This window comes from Micromonospora salmantinae, assembly GCF_022230905.1.
Taxonomy (GTDB): domain Bacteria; phylum Actinomycetota; class Actinomycetes; order Mycobacteriales; family Micromonosporaceae; genus Micromonospora; species Micromonospora salmantinae.
Window position 1 is genome coordinate 37,087 of record NZ_JAKKFG010000019.1, and the last position, 17,981, is coordinate 55,067.

A 17,981-nucleotide genomic window follows, 5' to 3' on the forward strand; every position below is an offset into this window, starting at 1 on the left:
CGCGCCCACACCCCGACCGGTGACGACTCGTATCCTTTCCGCGAACCTTCGTACGAGCCGAGATGGGAGACGGTGTGAGCAACCAGGCCGAAACGTTGGAATTCCAGGCCGAGGCGCGTCAGCTCCTCCAGTTGGTGGTCCACTCGATCTATTCGAACAAGGACGTCTTCCTGCGGGAACTCATCTCGAACGCGTCCGACGCACTGGACAAGCTCCGGCTGGCCACCCTCGTCGACAAGGACCTCGTCGCCGACACCGACGACCTGCACGTCGCCCTGGAGATCGACCGCAACGCCCGCACCCTCACCGTGCGCGACAACGGCATCGGAATGACCCGCGACGAGGTCGTCCAGCTGATCGGCACGATCGCCAAGTCGGGCACCGCCGAGCTGCTGCGCCAACTACGCGAGTCCGCCGACGCCCACGCCAAGCAGGACCTCATCGGCCAGTTCGGCGTCGGCTTCTACGCCGCGTTCATGGTCGCCGACCGGGTCACCCTGCTGACCCGCAAGGCCGGGGAGACCGGCGGCACCCGCTGGGAGTCCACCGGCGAGGGCACCTACTCGATCGAGGCGGTCGACGAGGCGCCGCAGGGCACCACTGTGACGCTGCACCTCAAGCCGGCCGACACCGAGGACAACCTGCACGACTACACCGCCGAGTGGACCGTCCGCGAGATCGTCAAGCGCTACTCCGACTTCATCGCCTGGCCGATCCGGATGAGCGTCGAACGCCCCGGCGCCGACGGTGAGCCCACCACCCGCGAGGTGCAGACCCTCAACTCGATGAAGGCACTCTGGGCGCGGCCCCGCGACGAGGTCGACGCCGCCGAGTACAACGAGTTCTACAAGCACGTCAGCCACGACTGGGCCGACCCGCTCGAGGTCGTGCACATGAAGGGCGAGGGCACCTTCGAGTACGAGGCGCTGCTCTTCCTGCCCAGCCACGCCCCACTGGACCTGTTCTCCCCGCAGGGCCGCCGAGGCGTCCAGCTCTACGTCAAGCGCGTCTTCATCATGGACGACTGCGAGGCGCTGGTCCCGACCTACCTGCGCTTCATCAAGGGCGTGGTCGACGCGCACGACCTGTCGCTGAACATCTCCCGGGAGATCCTCCAGCAGGACCGGCAGATCCAGATCGTCCGCCGCCGCCTGGTCAAGAAGGTCCTCGCCACTGTCAAGGACCTCAAGGCCAACCACGCCGAGCGCTACCGCACCTTCTGGACCGAGTTCGGCGCGGTGGTCAAGGAAGGGCTGATCGACGACACCGACAACCGGGACACCCTGCTGGACGTCCTGTCGGTGGCCTCCACCAACGACCCGGCCGAGCCCACCGACCTGGCCGGCTACGTGTCGCGGATGAAGGACGGCCAGAGCGACATCTGGTACGCCACCGGCGAGTCCCGGGCCGCCATCGAGAACTCTCCGCACCTGGAGGCGTTCCGGGCCAAGGGGCACGAGGTGCTGCTGCTCACCGACCAGGTCGACGAGGTGTGGGTCGAGCGGGTCGGCACGTACGACGGTCGGCCACTGCGCTCGATCGCCAAGGGCGAGATCGACCTGGACACCGACGAGGAGAAGCAGCAGGCCGAGGCCGAGCGCGAGCAGCAGCGACAGGAGTTCGCCGGGCTGCTCGACTGGCTGGGGACCACCCTCACGGACAGCGTCCGGGAGGTCCGCCTGTCGTCGCGGCTGACCACCTCGCCGGCCTGCGTCGTCGGCGACGCCCACGACCTCACCCCGACCCTGGAGAAGATGTACCGGGCGATGGGGCACGAGATCCCCACGACCAAGCGGATCCTGGAGATCAACCCCGGTCACCCGCTGGTTTCGGGGCTGCGCAAGGCCCACGAGCAGGGCAGCGACAGCGCCGCCCTGACCGAGACCGCCGAGCTGCTCTACGGCCTGGCGGTGCTCGCCGAGGGCGGTGAGCTGACCGACCCGGCCCGTTTCACCCGGACGCTCGCCGACCGGCTGGCGCGCACCCTGTAGACGGACCGGGCCTGGCTCCGCCACGACAGCTGAACGCTCGGCCGGACAACCGGCCGAGCGCTCGCCTGCGTGGTGCGGATCAGTTCAGGGTCTGGTGACCCGTCACGCCGCGGAGGCGGCCTTCGACCCTCGGTGCGACGCCAACGGGCCGGCGTTCCAACCCCAGCGGGGGGCCGGTACCGCCGGGTCGCGACGCCCATCCGTGTCGGCGTCGTCGCTGTCGGTCCCGTCGATGGTCAGCTCGACCGAGGCGGGAGTGCTGCGCGCCAGTCGCAGTGAGTGCTCGGCGCCGGTCCGTGCCGCGCACGGCCAGGACTGTCCGGCGCACTGGAGATTGCGGCACTGGCCCTCGTCGTCCGGCTCGTGTGCGCTCAGCACGTCGATCGCCAACTGCCACAGCAGCGGGTCGGTCACGTCGTGCGGGCGCTCGGCGGTGCGACTCGGTCGGTTGCTGGTGTCGTCGGACATGGTGGGCCCCCCTCGTCAGGCTGTACCCCACAAGGGTCACCCGTCAGCCGCCGGCTAAACCGCCGACCTGCTGTGATGTGTCTCTGATCGCAGCTCGACCGCGGACGCCGCACGCTTATCGGTCAGTCCGGCAGAAGCGGCATCTCCACGCCAGGCTCCCGGCCGAGCAACACCGCCCGCGTGAGCGCCGCTGATCCGAACCGGTCGCGGACCGCGTCGACCGCAGCGTCCAAATCGGACCCGGGATCCGGCTGGAACGGCAGCTCAGGTTGGACCGGGTTGTCGTCGAGATTGCCCACGGAGACACCGATCAGTGTGACGCCACGGCGATCGATCTCGGGCAGCGCCGCGCGGAGCAGCGCACGCGCGGCGGCGAGCAGCAGCGTCGTGTCCGCCGTCGCCTTGCCCACCGTGTGCGAGCGGGTCGCCCGCGTGTAGTCGCCGAAGCGCAGCCGCAACATCACGGTGCGGCCGGCCCGCCCGGCCGTCCGCATCCGCCGGCTGACCCGGTCGACCAGGCCGGCGAGGATGGCGTCCAGCTCCGTCGAGGCATGCGGGGTACGACTCAGCGCGTGCTGCGCGCCCATCGAACCGCGCCGCCGCCCCACCTGCACCGCCCGGGGGTCGCGATTGTGCGCCAGCGCGTGCAGGTGCCGCCCGGCCCCCGCACCGAGCAGCGACACCAGCGCCGCCTCACCGAGGCGGGCCACCTCCCCGACGGTACGGATCCGGCGTTCCCGCAGCTTGGCGGCCGTGACCGGGCCGACGCCCCAGAGCCGCTCCACCGGCAGCGGGTGCAGGAACGCCAGCTCGGCGTCCGGCGCGACCACCAGCAGGCCGTCCGGTTTCGCCACCCCGCTGGCGACCTTGGCCAGGAACTTCGTGCGGGCCACCCCCACCGTGATCGGCAGATGGACCCGGTCGCGGACCTCCCGGCGCAGTCGTTCGGCGATCTCGGCAGGTGGCCCGACCAGCCGCCGCAGCCCACCCACGTCGAGGAACGCCTCGTCGATGGAGAGTCCCTCGACCAGCGGTGTGGTCTGCCGGAAGATCTCGAAGACCGCGCGGCTCGCCGCCGTGTACGCCGACATTCGCGGCGGCACGACGATCGCGTCCGGGCAGAGCCTTCGCGCCTGGTGGCCGCCCATCGCGCTGCGGACGCCGCGCGCCTTCGCCTCGTAGCTGGCCGCGAGCACCACGCCGCCACCGACGATCACCGGCCGCCCGCGCAGGCGCGGGTCGTCGCGCTGCTCGACCGACGCGTAGAACGCGTCCAGGTCGGCGTGCAGGATGCTGGCGCCGGGCGACACGTACACATGTTCGCATGACGCCCGGCGAGTGCGGCAGTGAGCTGGGCGAACGCCCGGTCAGTCGAGGCAGAACTCGTTGCCCTCGGGGTCGGCCATGATGAGATGACCGGCGCCCAACGGGGGAGTGGGCTCGTGCCGACTGAGCCGCCTGGCGCCGTGCGAGACGAGCCGTTCGGCTTCGGCCTCCAGGGCCGCCATCCGCTCGTCACCCTCCAGCCCGGGGGCCGCGCGTACGTCGAGGTGGACGCGGTTCTTCACCTGCTTGTGCTCCGGCACCCGCTGGAAGAACAGCCGTGGTCGCGAGCCTTCGGGGTCGACCACCGCCGACGCGTCGTTGCGGTTCTCCGGCGGCACACCCATCGCCTCCAGTGCCTGGTCCCAGGACTCGAAGTCTCCGGGTGGGGCCTGCACCTGGTAGCCGAGCGCCTCGGCCCAGAACGTGGCCAACCTGGCCGGGTCGGCGCAGTCGAACGTGATCTGGACGTCGCGGGTCACTGCGGATCCCTGCTTCCTCTTCTGGTCGGTCATGATCCCAGCCTCTCGCTGATAGCGGACAGGGTTGTTCCGCTATCCGTGAAACGATCGACGGGTGACCGTCGAGGCGACGACCGAGCGGGTGCTGCGCCTGCTGGCGCTGCTGCAACGACGCCTGTCCTGGACGGCCACCGAACTCGCCACCGAGTTGGGGGTCACCGGCCGTTGCGTGCGCCGCGACGTGCAGCGTCTGCGGACGCTCGGCTACCCGGTGCACGCGGTGTCGGGCGTCGGCGGCGGCTACCAACTCGGTGCGGGCACCCGGCTGCCGCCGTTGCTCCTCGACGACGAGGAGGCGATCGCCACAGCGGTGTCTCTGCGGCTCGCCTCCGGGGGCACCGTCGCCGGGGCGAGCGAGGCGGCGCTGCGGGCCCTCGCGAAGCTCGACCAGGTGATGCCGTCGCGGCTGCGCGCCGAGGTACGGGCGGTGCACGGCTCCACCGACACCCTCATCGGCCCGGTCGCCGAGATCGACGCCGAGCTGCTGGTGACACTCGCCCGCGCCTGTCGGGACGGGGTACGCGTTCGATTCCACTATCCCGACCGGGACGCTGCTGAGCGGGAACGGACGGTCGAGCCGATCCGGATGGTCACGACCGGCCGCCGCTGGTATCTGATGGCCTGGGACGCAGACCGCGCCGACTGGCGGACATTCCGGTTGGACCGGATGCGGGCGGCGGTCGCGACGACCTGGCGTTTCCCGGCGCGCGAGCACCCGGATCCGGTCGCCTTCGTGCAGCGGGCCGTGACCGGTGCGCCGTACCGCTACCTCGCCCGGGTACGGGTGCACGCCCAACCGGAGCGGTTGCGGGAGGTGGTCCCGCCACAGGTGGGGCGGGTCGAGGACGACCGCGACGGATGGTCCGTGCTGGTCGTCGGCGGCGACAACCTGGACTGGCTCGCCGCGCACCTCGCCCGGCTGGATCACGAGATGGAGGTGTTGGAGCCTCCCGAGCTGCGCGAGGCCGCAGGCCGGCTCGCCCGTCGCCTCGCGGTGCTGGCCGGTGCGACGTCGGAGCCCGGCGCGCGGTGACGCAGCGTGTAGTGGCGCAGCGACACCGGGCTGCCGTCGGGAGCGGTCCAGGGTGCCGTGCTGGTGCCGACACACCGCCATCCTGTGCGCTCGTACAGCGCGGCGGCCGCGGTGCCACCGGCGGCCAACTCCAGCACCAGGTCCGTTGCGCGTTTGTCCGCCCACCGGCGGGCCCGGTCCAGCAGCGTGCTGCCCAGCGCCAATCCACGGGCTCTCGGCACCACGAAGAGACGAGCCACCTCGGCCGTCGGCCGGCCGGGCGGCCCGTCCACCTGATCGGGGATCCGATGCACCGCGACGTGTCCGACGACGGCCGCGTCGGCGTCGACGGCGACCCAGGCTCGCGCCGGGTGCGGCTCGCGCAGCCAGCGGTGCGGGTCGGCGGGCCAGTTCAGCGGGTACCCGTCGACCCGGTGAACCTCGGCGAGCGCCGCGACGCAGCCGTCCAGGTCGGTGGCGCGCCGCCGACGGACAGCGGGTCGGTTCACAGGTCGTCGAACGGGCCGGCGTAGCGGAACTCGCCCCGGATCGACTCGCGCCACGCGTGCGACGGCCGCGCCATGAAGTACTGCGGCCCCCACGGCTGCGGCGGGATGACACCCAGCTCGACGGCCGGCCGGAACCCGAAGCGCGGGTAGTAGTCGGGATGCCCGAGCAGCACCACCAGCGGTTCGTCCCGCGCGTCGGCCGCGCCGAGCACCGCGTGCATCAACGCGCTGCCGACCCCGCGCCGCTGCCAGTCGGGCAACACGCCCAGCGGCCCCAGGCCCAACGCCACCGGCGCACCGCCCACCCGGCCGCGGGTGGCCACCACGTGCCCCACCACCTGGCCGTCCGAATCGGTCGCCACCAGGGAGTACGGGGGCAGCCAGCCCTCGTCGGCGCGCAGCGCGTCGACAAGGGTCGCTTCGACCGGTGCGCCCTCACCGCCGTCGGCCTTGGCGAAGGCTGCGGAGTGCACCGCCCGAATGGCGTCGACGTCGGCAGGTGTCTCGCGTCTGATCAGCACCGCGCCACCATACGGGTGCCCTCGGCAGCGGCTCCACGCGTTATTCCGTCGCATGGCGTCCTCGGCCCGCCCCACCCGAGGCGCTGGCGGCGATCGTCAGGATGTCCGCGGGGTGTCGCGGCAGGCCACGCGTCCAGCACCGCACCGCCGAGCAATGCCGGATCGCGCGGGCCGGTCGGTCGCTGAGCCGGGGTTGTTGCCGCATCGGCGGGGGCTGGAGGGCATGTCGCGGAAACCGGCTATACCTCTGAGTCATAAATATGACTCAGAGGTATATCGCTCAACGGCGAATGTGGCTCCCCGGTCGGAGACCAGCGGGTCAGAGCCCAGGCCCGGTCGGAGAGCAGCGGGTCAGCGCCCAGGCCCGGTCGGAGAGCAGCGGGTCAGCGCCCGGGCCCGGTCGGAGGCTGCGCGGCTTAGCGACCAGGCCCGAGCCGAGGTCAGGCCCGAGCCCAGGCCGGCCAGGTTCGGGCGTTATTTCAGCCGACGGCGGTGGCGGAGGGCGGGGCGCTGCCGCCCTGGGGTGCCTCCGGGACCATCAAGCGGATGATCTCCGCCTGGTCGGCGGGCGAGGGCAGTCCCCATTCGGGTCGGTAGCCGTACACCTGGTGCAGTGGGGTGGAGCTGGTGCGGCCGTCCAGGATCTCCACGGCGTCGGTGCCGATCAGGCCGGGGTGTTCGACGCCGCAGGCCTCGGCGACCTTCGTCAGGTCCCGGCGCAGCGTCCGCAGGTAGTTGGCCGCCCGGACCGACTTCAACGTCGGGTCCAGGCCCCGGGCGAGCCACGCGTTCTGGGTGGCGACGCCGGTGGGACAGGTGTCGGTGTGGCACTTCTGCGCCTGGATGCAGCCGATCGCCAGCATCGCCTCCCGACCGACGTTGACCAGGTCACAGCCGAGCGCGAACGCCACGATCGCGTTGTCCGGCAGGCCGAGCTTGCCGCCGCCGACGAAGACCACCTGTTCGTGCAGGTCGTGCTCGGCGAAGATCTTGTACACCCGGGAGAAGCCCTGCTGGAACGGGAGCGACACGGAGTCGGTGAAAATCAGTGGTGCGGCCCCGGTGCCGCCCTCGCCGCCGTCGATCGTCACGAAGTCCACACCCCGGCCGGTGTCCCGCATCAGGGTGGCGAACTCCTGCCAGAAGCCCAGGTCACCGACCGCCGACTTGATGCCGACCGGCAGACCCGTCTCGGCGGCCAGCAACTCCACCCAGTCGAGCAGGCTGTCGCAGTCGGAGAACTCGGCGTGCCGGGACGGGCTGACGCAGTCCCGACCGGCCGGGATGCCCCGGGTGGCGGCGATCTCGGCGGACACCTTCGCCCCGGGCAGCAGCCCACCGAGGCTCGGCTTGGCGCCCTGGCTCAGCTTGATCTCCAGCGCTCGCACCGGTGCGCCGGCGACCAGGTCCTTCAACCGGTCGAGGCTGAACCGGCCGTGCTCGTCGCGGCAGCCGAAGTAGGCGGTGCCGAGTTGGAAGACCAGCTCACCGCCGTTGCGGTGGTACGGCGACAGGCCACCCTCGCCGGTGTTCTGCAGGCAGCCGGCGAGCGCCGCCCCCTTGTTGAGCGCGGTGACGGCGTTGCCGGAGAGCGAGCCGAAGCTCATCCCGGAGATGTTGACGACCGACTCCGGTCGGAACGCGCGGGCGCGACCCCGTGCCGCGCCGAGCACCTTCGCGCTGGGCAACCGCACGTCGTGCCCGGCGGTCGGTGACGACGGCGGCACGGCACGACCGAAGGTGCGGTGCTTGATGATCGGATACCCGGGGGTGTACTCGATGTCGTTGTCGGTGCCGAAACCGAAGTAGTTGTTCTCCTGCTTGGCCGACGCGTACACCCAGCGGCGCTGGTCGCGGGTGAACGGCCGCTCCTCGTTGTTGCCGGCCACGATGTACTGCCGTAGCTCCGGCCCGATCGTCTCCAACAGGTAGCGGGCCCGGCCGAGGACCGGAAAGTTGCGCAGCAGCGCGTGGTCGCGCTGGATCAGGTCCCGCGCGGCGAGGGCCGCGAGGGCGGCGGCAACAGCGGGTACGGCTCGACGGGCCCAGGTCATGCTCGGGACTCTTTCCGCCGGGGCGACGGATCAAACCGGTGAGCCGGCTGGTGGCGGTGCGGGTGCGCCCCGCACCGCCACCACGCGCTCAGCGGTGCCGGAACGATTCGCGGACCGACCCGCCGACGACAGTGCACCACGTGCTCGTGCTGAGCTTGCCGTTGCGGGGCAGCCCGTGCAGCGCCTGAAGGTCCTGCACCGCCCTCCGGGTGGCGTGGTCGTACGCCCCGGTGACGGTGACCGCGTACCCCTTGGTGAAGAGGATTTCCTGCACGGCCGTGACCGGCGCTCCGGCGGCGTGCTGGTCCAGCTCCGGCGCCAGGGTCTCCCAGGTCGGCGTGGTGAGTGTGGCGTCCACGTCCACAGCGATGCCGTTGCGGGCCTGCCAGTCCTGCACCGCCGCGACGGTCGCGGCGTCGAACGTGCCGCTGACGGTCACCGGGTAGCCCCGGTAGGCGAGCAGGTGCTGCACCACCCGGACGGAGGGGGAGTTGACGAAACGCCACAGGTCCGGCCAGCGGCGCGCTGGCACGTCACCGAGCTTGGTGCCCAGGGCGGCGTGCACCCGCCGCCGCAGCTCCGGGAACTGCCGGTAGAAGGCAGCGCCCGGGCACTCGGTGGTGCGGAAGTCCCAGTGGCCGAAGATGTCGTGCGCCTGCAGCCCGTACTGCCGGCAAATCGCGACGCAGAGCTTGACCAGCGAGTCGGTCAACGCCTTGGGTGGCGTCTCGGTGACGTAGGTGCCCTCGTTCTCGATGCCGATGGCCCGGCCGTTCTCACCCGGGCAGTGCGCCGAGATCATCTGCCGGTCGCCGGCTTCGAGGCGCTCCAGGCTGCCCCGGCGGCCCTCCAGCACGTACCCGCCACGGCTGACCGTGAAGTGCTGGCCGGTGTCGGACCAGCCGTTGCCGTCCATGTGCAGGTCCTGGCAGTCGTGGGCCAGCTTGACCGCCTGCTCGCGGGAGTAGTCGGTGACGTTCGGGAACGCCATGTGATGCACGATGATCTTGTTGGTGGCGATGGCGCTCACCGACAGCGGGTCCTTCGGCGGGCGAGCGGCCCACTCGTCACAGCTGATGATCCAGTCCAGGTCGGTGCCCGGCGCGGCCTGCGCCGCGCCCGGGAAGGCGAGTTCGCTCCCGACGACGGCGACCGTGGCGGCGCCGAGACCGGCCCGCAGCAGCGTCCGGCGATCCACTTCGGAATGGTCGACGTGCATTGCATCTCCTCCTGCGGCCGACGGCGGGGGGATGAAAAGTAGCTCCAGTGGCCGCACGTACTTCGGAGAATATTGCCAAGACTCGTCCGCGCGCTAGAGGGCGCCCACCCCCAACGGGCAGCCGGAAAACCGGTCGGCCAAAAGATCAACGTTCCGCTAACCTGGCCGCTGACTCGGGGGTGGGAGATGAAACTTGGTGAGGCGCTGACCGAACGCGCCGAGGCGGCACGACGGGTCGAGCAGCTGCGGACCCGGATCAACGGCAGCGCCCGGTACCAGGAGGGTGAGCTGCCTCCGGAGGACGCCACTGTGCTCATGACCGAGCTGGACCAGGTCCTCGACAACCTGGAGACGCTGATCCGGCGCATCAACCGGACCAACGCCACGGTGCCGGTCGACGACCTCGGAACGCTCACCGACGCGTTGGCCCGGCGGGACGTCCTGCGACTGCGGCACGCGGCCATCACGGCGGCCGCCGACGCCGCCGCCGGTAGCGGCCGTGGTCACCTGGCCCGGCAGCTCCGCTCCGAGCTGAAGATGCTCGCCGCGTTGCCGGTCGCCGAGCTTCGGGAACGCGCCGACGGGCTCGCCGGACAGCTCCGCGAGCTCGAGGTGCGGATTCAGCGCACCAACTGGGAGGCTGACCTGCTGGACTGACCTACCCCAGAAGCATGTGGAGCAGGTAGCCGTCGTGGAGGCGTGTACACACAGGTCCGGGCTGCAACCCCGGCACCCTTCTTGGCGCGCGGTGGGCAGCGCGGGGTTCAACTCCCCAAGCACAATGCAGCCCAGCACCGAGGACAGGTAACACCGCAACACGCACACCTCATCACCACGTACAGATCCTCGACGGCGAGGGCGGGTTCGGGGCACTCCACATCCGCGCGGCCGCGTGCTGGTCGCTCACCAGCACCCGGTCTGGAGGGCGACCCCGCCTGGTCGGCGTTTCCGCGCGTCGGGTCGCGGGTAGGTCCGGTGCTGACCGTTCCGGCTGCCCCACTTAAGGAATGACCAGATGAGTGACAACGTCAGCGACGCGGTGGGCGACGCTCTCCGCTCGGTGATGCTCTTCCTGCCCAAGGCCGTCGCCTTCCTGGCGATCCTGGTGGCCGGATGGCTGATCGCCAAGGCCGTACTGAAGATCGTGGAGAAGGTCCTCGAACGGGTGGGCTTCGACCGCGCCGTCGAACGCGGCGGCATCCGCCGCGCGTTGAGCCGCTCCCGGTACGACGCCAGTGACATCGTCGCGAAGCTCGTCTACTACGCGGTGCTGCTGTTCACCCTTCAGCTCGCCTTCGGCATCTGGGGCCCGAACCCGATCTCCGACCTGCTCGGCGCGGTGATCGCGTGGCTGCCCCGCGCCTTCGTCGCGATCGTCATCGTCGTGGTCGCCGCCGCCATCGCCAACGCGGTCAAGGACATCATCAGCGGCGCGCTCGGCGGCCTGTCGTACGGCCGGGTGCTGGCCACCATCGCCTCGGTGTTCATCCTCGGCCTCGGCGTCATCGCGGCGCTGAACCAGATCGGCGTGGCCACCGCGGTCACCACTCCCGTGCTGATCGCCGTGCTGGCCACTATCGGTGGCATCCTCGTCGTCGGTGTCGGCGGCGGTCTGATCCGTCCGATGCAGAGTCGTTGGGAGTCGTGGCTGACCCGCGCCGAGCAGGAGTCGCAGCTGATCGCCGAGCACGCCCAGGCGTACCGGGCCGGTCGCCGCGACGCCGAGGCCGAGGCCGCCCGCCGGTCGGCCACCACCAGCGGCGCGGAGGCCACCCAGGTGGTGACCCGGCCGGCCGACGCCGACGCCACCCAGGTGGTCACCGGCGGCACCGATCGCGCGGTGCCCGGGCAGCGCACCAGCGACGACGGTGAGACCACCACTGTCATTCCGCCGGTCGACCGGCACTGACACCAGCGGTACGGCGGCGGGGCGGGATCGATCTGATCCCGCCCCGCCTCTCGTTGTCCGCCCCCCGCCTCGCTCACCTGGCACGGTTCGCGCTGCTCGGCACGCCGAAAGCGCTGGCCGCGGCCGCGCGGGTTGTCTAGCATCGCGGGCATGACCTGGCGACATTGATCCAGCAGCGTCGGCCGATCCCGTGGGCCACCACGGGCACCGCACGTCCGGTGTCCGTCTCCACTCCCACGGGAAGGCCCCATGACCCTCATCGCTTCGCGCGTCCCCGAGCCGGCGGTCCGTCGGCTGACGGCGACTCTCTACGGGTACGCGTTCCTCAGTGACCTCGTCCTGCTCTACCCGCTGTACGTGGTGTTCTTCGCCGACACCGGGCTGTCGGTGGGGCAGATCGCGTCGCTCTTCGTCATCTGGTCCGCCGCCGGCATCCTGTTCGAGGTGCCCTCCGGCGCCTGGGCCGACGTGCTGTCCCGCCGGCTGCTGCTGTGCCTCGCCCCGCTGGTGGCCGCCGCCGGTTTCGCGCTCTGGGTGCTGCTGCCGTCGTACCCGGCGTTCGCTGTCGGTTTCCTGCTCTGGGGCGCCGGTGGCGCACTGGTCTCCGGTGCGCTGGAGGCGTTGGTCTGGACCGAGTTGGACCGGCTCGGCGCTGTCGGCCGGTACGCCCGGGTGCTCGGGCGGGCGCGGACGGCGGGTGTGCTGGGCGTGGTGGTCTCCGGAGTGCTCGCCGGCCCGGTGCTCGCCGTCGGCGGGTACCCCGTGGTCGGCGCGGCCAGCGTGCTCGCCTGCCTGCTCGCCACGATCGTCGCCACCCGCTTCCCGGAACACCGCGCGCCGAGGGCCGTACGCGTTCCGGTGGCCGAACCGGCGACGGCCGCTCGCTCGGTGGCTGCCGCGCCACCCCGGCTAGACGAGCCGGACACCGTCCCGCCCGGGAGCCCGGACGACGATGGTGACCTGGGGTGGTGGGACACGCTGCGGGCCGGGGTGTCGCAGGTCCGCACCCGTCCGCCGGTACGGGCCGCCGTGCTGCTGGTGGCCGTGGTCGCCGCCGACTGGGGCGCCCTGGACGAGTACACCCCGCTGCTCGCCCTGGACACCGGCGTCGGCGCGCAGGCCGTACCCCTGCTGCTCCTGCTGCTCTGGGCCGGAGTGACAGTCGGCGGGCTGCTCGCCCCGGCGGGGGAGCGGCTGGGCGGCCGAGGGTACGCCGCACTGTTGGGGCTGGTCGGCGTCGCGCTGGCCGGAGGTGCCCTGCTGCGGCACCCGGCCGGGTTCGTGTTGCTCGCGGTAGCCTTCGGCGCCGCGCAGTTGGCCACAGTGCTGGCCGACGCGCGACTCCAGGCCCGGATCACCGGCACCAGCCGCGCCACCGTCACCTCCCTGGCCGGGATGGCCACCGACGTGCTGATCATCGTGACGTACGCCGGTTACGGTCTGCTCGCCACGACGGCCGGCAACGCTGTGGCGTTCGCGCTGACCGCCGGGGCGTACCTCGTGGTGGCGCTGGTGCTGCTGACCCGCCGCCGGCGCCGGACGGCAGTGCCCACCGGTGTGGCCGCGGCCGTGCCGGGCGGCCCGGATTGACCGGAGCCCGGCGGCGGCCTCCTCGGGCCGTCGCTGGGCCGCGCGGTCAGCCGGCCATGTGCAGGAACGACCACTGGTGGCCGTCGAGGTCCCGGAAGCCGCGCATGTACATCGGCCCGTTGGCCATCCCCGGCCCGAGCGACTCCCCACCGGCGACCGCCGCCTGGTCCACGAGTTCGTCGACCTGCCCCCGGCTCGGCGCCGACAGCCCGACGACGACCTCACGGCTGGTCGCCGTGTCCGGCGTCGCGACCCCGGTGTACGCCTCGAAGCCCGAGCGCAGGTGCAGCACCAGCCGGGTGGTGTCGGAGATGGTGAGCACCATGCTGTCGCCGTCCGGCTCGGCCTGGTCGCTGGTGAAGCCGATCGCCCGGTAGAACTCGGTCGCGGTGGTCAGGTCACGCACCGGCAGGTTGATGAATGTCATGGTCATCGGTCGTCTCCGTCCGTCTCGAGCAACACCTTCAGCGCGGCGAGCCGATCCCGCCAGTACGCCTTCAGCTCCGCGGCCCGCTCGGCTCCGGGCAGCTTCTCGTGCACGACGTTGACCCGGGCCTTTGACTCGCCGACAGCGTCGATGCCGACGACGATCCTGGTGGGGCCCCCGGCCCAGTCGGCCCGGAAGCTGCGCGGCGCGGTGGCGGTGCGGACACGTACCTCGACGTCGGGCAGCCAGCGGGCGCGTGCCGTCTCGTCGGCGAACGCCTCGAACAGTCGCAGCGCCGGCACGGCCACCGTCCGGCTCGCGCTGGCCTCGAAGCCACCGCCGCGTCGTTGACCCGGCGCGCGCAGGCCGCGTGCCTGCTCGTACCCGACGGTGATGGTCTGTGCCCACCAGCCTGGCACCTCGTGTTCGGTGGCGAGGTGACGGGGACGCGGCGGTGGATTCCTGAGCCGACTCGACGGTCCGATTGATCAGGTGCCGGCGGGCGGTGGTGTAACTCTCGCCGGTCTTCTCCATCCGGGCCCGGACCCGGGCCTTGAACGATCTCTGGGTGGTCATCACATGCTCCCGGTCAACGGCACGGTCACCGGGACTCACGCTCCCGTCGACCCCGCCGGAGTGGGGTTGACTGCTGCTAACACATCGTTGGTCATTAGTGCTTACTAGTTGTCTATGGTGGGCAGCGTGAACTTGAAGGAGTGGGCGGCGGCTACCGGCATCTCGTACGCGACCGCACGGCGGCGTTACGAGTCCGGGACGCTGCCTGTTCCCGTGTATCGACTCGGTCGGCTGATCATGGTCGGTGAACCGTTGACGGGTGCGACCACTGAGGCCGGGTAGACCGTTGTGTACGCGTGCGTGTCGTCGGCCGAGCAGAAGCCGGACCTGGACCGGCAGGTCGCGCGGGTCGCCGTGTGGGCGACCGGGCAGCGCCTGGCGGTGGACCGGGTGGTGACCGAGGTCGGTTCGGCGTTCAACGGGCACCGCAAGGAGTTCCTCGCGTTGCTGCGCGACCCGGCCGAGGTGGACGACGATCTCGTGCGTGATGTCACCGAGATCCTGACGTTGCTGTGCGCCCGCCTGTATAGCCGCCGCGCCGCCGCGAACCGTGCCGGTCGCGCGGTCGAGGCCGCCGCTGAGGGCCGGGCGTGAAGACGATCCAGGCGTACCGGTTCGCCCTGGACCTCACCCCTGGTCAGGAACGTGGCGTGCTGGCGCACGCCGGGGCGGCCCGGGTGGCCCACAACTGGGCGCTGGCCAGGGTCAAGGCGGTCATGGATCAGCGGGCCGCCGAACGCACCTACGGCGTGCCGGAGGAGATGCTGACCCCGACCTTGTCGTGGACGCTGCCCGGCCTGCGTAAGGCGTGGAACGTCGCCAAGCCCGACGTCGCGCCGTGGTGGCGGGAGTGCTCGAAGGAGGCGTTCAACACCGGCCTCGACGCCCTCGCTCGCGCGTTGAAGAACTGGGCCGACTCGCGCTCAGGTAAGCGCGCCGGCCGGCCGGTCGGGTTCCCGGGGTTCAAGTCCCGCCGCCGCAGCATCGCGTCCGTGCGGTTCACCACCGGGACGATCCGGATCGAGTCCGACCGCAAGCATGTGGTGCTGCCCCGGCTGGGCCGGCTGAAGCTGCATGAGTCCGCCCGCAAGCTCGCCCGCCGGATCGACAACGGCACCGCCCGGATCATGTCCGCCTCCGTGCGACGTGACGGCGGCCGGTGGCACGTCGCTTTCTGCGTCGAGGTCGAGCGCGGCGAGCGGCTACCCGCCCGGCCGGGCGCGGTGCTCGGCGTCGACGTCGGCATCAGGCACCTGGCGGTGCTGTCGACCGGCGAGCTGATCGACAACCCGCGATACCTGACGACAGCGCGCCAGCGGATGCGGGCGCTCGGTCGGGCACTGGCGCGCAAGACCGGCCCGGACCGGCGCACCGGCCGACGCGCCTCGAAGCGGTGGGAGCGAGCGGCAGCCCGGCTCGGCCGGGCGCATGCCCGGGTGGCGAACCTGCGCCGCGACGGACTGCACAAGCTCACCACCCGGCTGACCCGCGAATACGCCACGTCCACTTGCCGCCGATCACCTCCATCGCGGTCGTCATCGAAGACCTCAACGTCACCGGGATGCTGCGCAACCGCAAGCTGGCCCGGCACATCGCCGACGCCGGGTTCGCCGAGATCCGCCGGCAACTGACCTACAAGACCAGGTGGAACGGCGGCCGGCTGATCCTGGCCGACCGCTGGTATCCCTCCTCCAAGACGTGCTCGGGCTGCGGCGCGGTGAAAACCAAACTCGCCCTGTCCGAGCGTGAATACCAGTGCGAATCGTGTGGCCTGGTCCTCGACCGGGACCTCAACGCCGCCTACAACTTGGCCGCGCTCGCGGCTGACGCAACAACCGCCGGGAGTGGCCCGGCGGCTGGACGTGGAGCCGACCGCAAGACCCCACTCGCGGGGCTGGTGGCATTGAAGCGTCAACCCGGCACCGCGCCAGCGGGTCAGACCGGGACCGTCTCACCGCAAGGCGGGACTGCCAACCGCGTGCTCACTAGAGCACCCTGAGAGGCAACGGCATGTGGCACCACGTCCCGGGCTCCAGGCCCCCTTTGCCTCCGCGTTGCCGACGGCGTGAGCGTCGGGAGGGAGATGCGGCGCAGGACTACGCCGACGTCATCGTACGCCCCGCCCGGCCGTCGGCGCAGCCGTCAGACCTGGTCACCGTCGACGTAGACCCACCTGCCGTCCTCGCGGACGAACCGGCTGTGTTCGGTCATCGTGCCGGGCCGGCCCGCGTCCCGGTAGTGGGCGTGGAAGGTCACAGTGCCGGCGGTGTCGAGCAGGCCGCCCCGCTCGGTCTCCACGATCTCCAGTCGGGTCCACCGCTGCCCCGGGTCGAGCTCAAGGGAGGCGGGTCGGGTCGAGGAGTGCCAGCTGCGCAGCAGGTAACCGGAGTCGCCGAGGGCGAAGGCGCTGAACCGGGAGCGCATCAACGCCTCGGCCGTCGCCGGGGCGTCGCCGCCGTGCACCGGGGCGCAGCAGTCCGCGTACGCCCGGCCGGAGCCGCACGGGCACGCCCGTCCCGTCGTCGCGTTCCCCCGCCGACGTTTTGCACCCTTACCCACATTCGTCATCCTGCCCCACGCACCCCCGACCCTCGCCCCTGCCCCGCCCCCGCGTCCGGTCACCGCGATCTTGCACTTTCTGTCGCGACATAATTTACAAATAGTGCATATTGACGACACAAAGTGCAAGATCGCCGGGCCGGGCCGGGCCGGGGCTCGCCGGGGCCGGGCCGGGCGGAGGTTAGAGCCAGCCGGAGCGGCGGAACAGCCGGTACAGGAACAGGGCCGCCGCCGCCATCAGGGTGAGGGCCCCGGCGTAGCCGTAGCGCCAGGCCAGCTCGGGCATGTGGTTGAAGTTCATGCCGTAGATGCCGGCGATGCCGGTCTGGGTGGCCGCGATGGCCGCCCAGGCGGCGATCTTGCGCATGTCGTTGTTCTGCTCGACCGCGAGCTGCGCCAGTCGCGACTGGACGATCGAGGTGAGCAGGTCGTCGTACGCGGCCACCCGGTCCACCGCCCGGCTCAGCCGGCCGTCGACGTCGACGAACCAGCGGTGCAGGGCACGCGGCGGGCCGTCGGGTTCGAGCAGCGTACGCATCGGCGCCTGCAACGGCAGGACCGCCCGCTTGAACTCCACCACCTCCCGTTTGAGCTGGTAGATGTGCTGGATGTCGGTCGTGCGGTCGCGGGCGAACACCGCCTCCTCGACCCGCTCCAGGTCCCGTTCCACGTGCCCGGCCACCTCCAGGTAGGAGTCGACCATGCGGGCGCAGACCGCGTACGCCACCGCCCACGGTCCGGCGGCCAGCAGCGCGGGGCGGCGTTCGATGTCGGCGCGGACGCTGCGCAGTGCCCCGGCGGCGCCGTGCCGCACAGTGATGGCGAAGCGGTCGCCGAGCAGCACCATGACGTCCCCGGTGTCGATCACCTCGGAGGTGTCGGTCAGCTCGTCGTGCTCCACGTACCCGGCGGTGCGCAGGACCAGCAGCGTGACCGGCCCGTGGCGCTGCACTGTGGGCCGGTGCCCGTCGGCGAGCGCCTGTTCGACTGTCAGCTCGTCGAGGCCGAAGGTCTGGCCGACCGCGGCGAGCACCGCCGGGCCGGGGTCGTGCAGTCCCAGCCACACGAAGGCGTCGCGGCTGTGTCGTGCCCGGGCGTACGCGTCGGCGTAGTGCGGTTGGCCGGGCTCCCGGCGGCCGTTGACGTAGACGGCGCAGTCGACCACGGCGTCCGGGTTGGACCGACGGGGGGTGGGGGAGCCGTCCTCGACCCGTCCGAGCAGTCTCCGGGCCAGGGCGCGTACGCCCCGACCGGTCCGGTCCCGTACCGGTCGTTGATCCACCGCGTGCCTCCCCGTCGCCG

Annotated in this window: 18 protein-coding genes and 1 pseudogene; 8 read left to right on the plus strand and 11 right to left on the minus strand. The window is 71.5% G+C overall.

The annotated features are described in order from the left end of the window. Positions 1-62: 62 nt before the first annotated feature. The gene (gene htpG / locus PSH03_RS16105; protein WP_238689613.1) at positions 63-1,991 is read left to right on the plus strand and encodes a molecular chaperone HtpG; all 1,929 of its coding nucleotides are present in this window, start codon (positions 63-65) and stop codon (positions 1,989-1,991) included. 102 nt (positions 1,992-2,093) lie between these two features. Here the strand turns inward: htpG and PSH03_RS16110 are convergent, their stop codons facing one another. The 3 genes from PSH03_RS16110 to PSH03_RS16120 all read right to left on the minus strand — a co-directional run bounded on the left by PSH03_RS16110 (position 2,094) and on the right by PSH03_RS16120 (position 4,297). Then, a complete protein-coding gene (locus tag PSH03_RS16110; RefSeq protein ID WP_238689614.1) occupies positions 2,094-2,459 on the minus strand; it encodes a hypothetical protein in 366 nt (121 codons plus the stop codon). 122 nt (positions 2,460-2,581) lie between these two features. Continuing rightward, positions 2,582-3,769, minus strand: coding sequence for a DNA polymerase IV (gene dinB, locus PSH03_RS16115; protein ID WP_210787125.1), 1,188 nt, complete (start codon positions 3,767-3,769; stop codon positions 2,582-2,584). A gap of 57 nt (positions 3,770-3,826) precedes the next feature. Beyond that, positions 3,827-4,297: a VOC family protein gene (locus PSH03_RS16120; protein WP_210787118.1), complete on the minus strand. Its 471-nt coding sequence runs from the start codon at positions 4,295-4,297 to the stop codon at positions 3,827-3,829. 61 nt (positions 4,298-4,358) lie between these two features. On the opposite strand from PSH03_RS16120, the gene PSH03_RS16125 reads away from it, so the two are divergent. Further along, on the plus strand, positions 4,359-5,336 hold the full coding sequence (locus tag PSH03_RS16125; protein ID WP_238689615.1) for a helix-turn-helix transcriptional regulator: 978 nt from the start codon (positions 4,359-4,361) through the stop codon (positions 5,334-5,336). On the opposite strand, the gene PSH03_RS16130 is transcribed toward PSH03_RS16125, so the two are convergent. The 4 genes from PSH03_RS16130 to PSH03_RS16145 form a co-directional block, all read right to left on the minus strand. Beyond that, entirely contained in the window at positions 5,228-5,824 is a 597-nt protein-coding gene (locus PSH03_RS16130) for a GNAT family N-acetyltransferase (RefSeq protein WP_210787114.1), read from the minus strand. The two genes, PSH03_RS16125 and PSH03_RS16130, sit on opposite strands and share 109 nt — an antisense overlap. Beyond that, a complete protein-coding gene (locus tag PSH03_RS16135) occupies positions 5,821-6,345 on the minus strand; it encodes a GNAT family N-acetyltransferase (protein WP_238689616.1) in 525 nt (174 codons plus the stop codon). Before PSH03_RS16135 ends, PSH03_RS16130 begins: the two co-directional genes overlap by 4 nt. 479 nt (positions 6,346-6,824) lie before the next feature. Continuing rightward, complete coding sequence (locus PSH03_RS16140) at positions 6,825-8,399, minus strand: FMN-binding glutamate synthase family protein (protein ID WP_238689617.1); 1,575 nt, start codon at positions 8,397-8,399, stop codon at positions 6,825-6,827. A gap of 88 nt (positions 8,400-8,487) precedes the next feature. Beyond that, positions 8,488-9,597: a peptidoglycan recognition protein family protein gene (locus PSH03_RS16145; protein WP_238689618.1), complete on the minus strand. Its 1,110-nt coding sequence runs from the start codon at positions 9,595-9,597 to the stop codon at positions 8,488-8,490. Positions 9,598-9,804: 207 nt separating this feature from the next. Here PSH03_RS16145 and PSH03_RS16150 point away from each other — a divergent pair, with 207 nt between their 5' ends. The 3 genes from PSH03_RS16150 (at position 9,805) to PSH03_RS16160 (ending at position 13,117) form a co-directional block, all read left to right on the plus strand. Further along, positions 9,805-10,275, plus strand: coding sequence for a DIP1984 family protein (locus PSH03_RS16150; RefSeq protein ID WP_238689619.1), 471 nt, complete (start codon positions 9,805-9,807; stop codon positions 10,273-10,275). A gap of 358 nt (positions 10,276-10,633) precedes the next feature. Then, positions 10,634-11,527 carry a mechanosensitive ion channel family protein gene (locus tag PSH03_RS16155; protein ID WP_238689620.1) on the plus strand — a complete coding sequence of 298 codons (894 nt, stop codon included), beginning with the start codon at positions 10,634-10,636 and terminating at the stop codon, positions 11,525-11,527. Positions 11,528-11,776: 249 nt separating this feature from the next. Next, a complete protein-coding gene (locus tag PSH03_RS16160) occupies positions 11,777-13,117 on the plus strand; it encodes an MFS transporter (protein ID WP_238689621.1) in 1,341 nt (446 codons plus the stop codon). 46 nt (positions 13,118-13,163) lie between these two features. On the opposite strand, the gene PSH03_RS16165 is transcribed toward PSH03_RS16160, so the two are convergent. Both PSH03_RS16165 and PSH03_RS16170 read right to left on the minus strand, forming a co-directional pair. Further along, on the minus strand, positions 13,164-13,550 hold the full coding sequence (locus tag PSH03_RS16165; RefSeq protein ID WP_238689622.1) for a VOC family protein: 387 nt from the start codon (positions 13,548-13,550) through the stop codon (positions 13,164-13,166). Next, on the minus strand, positions 13,547-13,963 hold the full coding sequence (locus PSH03_RS16170) for a hypothetical protein (RefSeq protein WP_238689623.1): 417 nt from the start codon (positions 13,961-13,963) through the stop codon (positions 13,547-13,549). Before PSH03_RS16170 ends, PSH03_RS16165 begins: the two co-directional genes overlap by 4 nt. Before the next feature lie 283 nt (positions 13,964-14,246). Here PSH03_RS16170 and PSH03_RS16175 point away from each other — a divergent pair. The 3 genes and pseudogenes from PSH03_RS16175 (at position 14,247) to PSH03_RS32515 (ending at position 16,119) form a co-directional block, all read left to right on the plus strand. Further along, positions 14,247-14,714 (plus strand): annotated as a pseudogene (locus PSH03_RS16175) (recombinase family protein). Continuing rightward, positions 14,711-15,751, plus strand: coding sequence for an IS607 family element RNA-guided endonuclease TnpB (gene tnpB, locus PSH03_RS16180; RefSeq protein WP_308194386.1), 1,041 nt, complete (start codon positions 14,711-14,713; stop codon positions 15,749-15,751). Before PSH03_RS16175 ends, tnpB begins: the two are co-directional and overlap by 4 nt. Then, positions 15,682-16,119: an RNA-guided endonuclease TnpB family protein gene (locus tag PSH03_RS32515; protein ID WP_255750694.1), complete on the plus strand. Its 438-nt coding sequence runs from the start codon at positions 15,682-15,684 to the stop codon at positions 16,117-16,119. Before tnpB ends, PSH03_RS32515 begins: the two co-directional genes overlap by 70 nt. 143 nt (positions 16,120-16,262) lie before the next feature. On the opposite strand, the gene PSH03_RS16185 is transcribed toward PSH03_RS32515, so the two are convergent. Together PSH03_RS16185 and PSH03_RS16190 are read right to left on the minus strand one after the other, a co-directional pair. Beyond that, the gene (locus tag PSH03_RS16185; protein ID WP_238689624.1) at positions 16,263-16,679 is read right to left on the minus strand and encodes a YchJ family protein; all 417 of its coding nucleotides are present in this window, start codon (positions 16,677-16,679) and stop codon (positions 16,263-16,265) included. Between the two features lie 181 nt (positions 16,680-16,860). Beyond that, a complete protein-coding gene (locus PSH03_RS16190; protein ID WP_210787373.1) occupies positions 16,861-17,961 on the minus strand; it encodes a magnesium and cobalt transport protein CorA in 1,101 nt (366 codons plus the stop codon). Positions 17,962-17,981: the final 20 nt, after the last annotated feature.

Coding starts and splice junctions, on each gene's coding strand:
- htpG (WP_238689613.1), top strand. CDS start 63: ATGGGAGACGGTGTGAGCAACCAGGCCGAAACGTTGGAATTCCAGGCC.
- PSH03_RS16110 (WP_238689614.1), bottom strand. CDS start 2,459: ATGTCCGACGACACCAGCAACCGACCGAGTCGCACCGCCGAGCGCCCG.
- PSH03_RS16120 (WP_210787118.1), bottom strand. CDS start 4,297: ATGACCGACCAGAAGAGGAAGCAGGGATCCGCAGTGACCCGCGACGTC.
- PSH03_RS16140 (WP_238689617.1), bottom strand. CDS start 8,399: ATGACCTGGGCCCGTCGAGCCGTACCCGCTGTTGCCGCCGCCCTCGCG.
- PSH03_RS16150 (WP_238689619.1), top strand. CDS start 9,805: ATGAAACTTGGTGAGGCGCTGACCGAACGCGCCGAGGCGGCACGACGG.
- PSH03_RS16155 (WP_238689620.1), top strand. CDS start 10,634: ATGAGTGACAACGTCAGCGACGCGGTGGGCGACGCTCTCCGCTCGGTG.
- PSH03_RS16160 (WP_238689621.1), top strand. CDS start 11,777: ATGACCCTCATCGCTTCGCGCGTCCCCGAGCCGGCGGTCCGTCGGCTG.
- PSH03_RS16165 (WP_238689622.1), bottom strand. CDS start 13,550: ATGACCATGACATTCATCAACCTGCCGGTGCGTGACCTGACCACCGCG.
- PSH03_RS32515 (WP_255750694.1), top strand. CDS start 15,682: ATGCTGCGCAACCGCAAGCTGGCCCGGCACATCGCCGACGCCGGGTTC.